Genomic DNA, 1,007 nt, shown 5'->3' on the forward strand with positions numbered 1-1,007 from the left:
AGGGAGTACGACGAGCGCCACCCATTCCCGGTCGCGCCCGGCCCCTGACTCGGGGATCATGGGTGCGTGACGGAATCGAGTGGGACACCGGTCCCTTCGGCGGATGACATCGGCCCCCACGAGGACGAGCCCCATCAGCAAGGCTTCAACGACCGCCTCAACTGGCTGCGGGCAAGCGTGCTCGGCGCCAACGACGGCATCGTGTCGGTCGCCGGCATCGTCCTCGGGGTCGCGGGCGCCACGACGGACCGCACCGCGATCCTGATCGCGGGCATCGCCGGACTGGTGGCCGGCGCGATGAGCATGGCCGCTGGTGAGTACGTCTCCGTCAGCACCCAGCGGGACTCCGAGGACGCGCTGCTCGCCAAGGAGCGGCGCGAGCTGCGTGAGGACCCCGAGGACGAGCTCGCCGAGCTCGCCGGCCTGTACGTCGACAAGGGCCTCGAACCCGGACTCGCGCTCGAGGTCGCCAAGCAGCTGACCGAGAAGGACGCCCTGGCGGCCCATGCCGAGGTCGAGCTCGGCATCGACCCCGACGACCTCACCAGCCCGTGGAACGCCGCGATCGCGTCGATGCTGTCGTTCACCCTCGGCGCGCTGCTGCCCCTGCTCACGATCCTGCTCGTCCCCGGTGACCTGCGCGTTGCCGTCACCGTCGTCGCCGTGACGATCGCCCTTGCGCTGACCGGCTGGCTCAGCGCCCGCTTCGGCTACGGCTCGGCCCGGATGGCCGTGGCACGCAACATACTCGGCGGTCTCATCGCGATGGCAGTCACCCACGGCATCGGCCAGCTCGTCGGTACCCAGGTCTGATGCGCCTCTTCACCGCCGTCGTCCCCTCGCAGGAGGCGATCGAGCACCTCGACGCGTTCCTGGACCCACGCCGCGACGCAGCCGGGTTCCGCTGGACCCGCCCCGAGCAGTTCCACATCACCCTGGCCTTCATGGCCGATGCCTCCGCACACCGTGTGGAGGAGTACGTCGACCGGCTGGCCACCTCGCTCGAA

Annotated in this window: 2 protein-coding genes; both read left to right on the plus strand. The window is 70.2% G+C overall.

Annotated features, from left to right (window positions below):
- Window positions 1–66: 66 nt before the first annotated feature.
- On the plus strand, window positions 67–813 hold the full coding sequence (locus ACOADB_RS22705) for a VIT1/CCC1 transporter family protein (protein WP_378603995.1): 747 nt from the start codon (window positions 67–69) through the stop codon (window positions 811–813).
- A partial coding sequence (locus ACOADB_RS22710) for a 2'-5' RNA ligase family protein (protein ID WP_378603998.1) occupies window positions 813–1,007 on the plus strand: 195 nt, incomplete at its 3' end. The genes ACOADB_RS22705 and ACOADB_RS22710, both read left to right, overlap by 1 nt.

This window comes from Nocardioides sp. CPCC 206348 (assembly GCF_048654705.1).
Lineage (GTDB): Bacteria > Actinomycetota > Actinomycetes > Propionibacteriales > Nocardioidaceae > Nocardioides.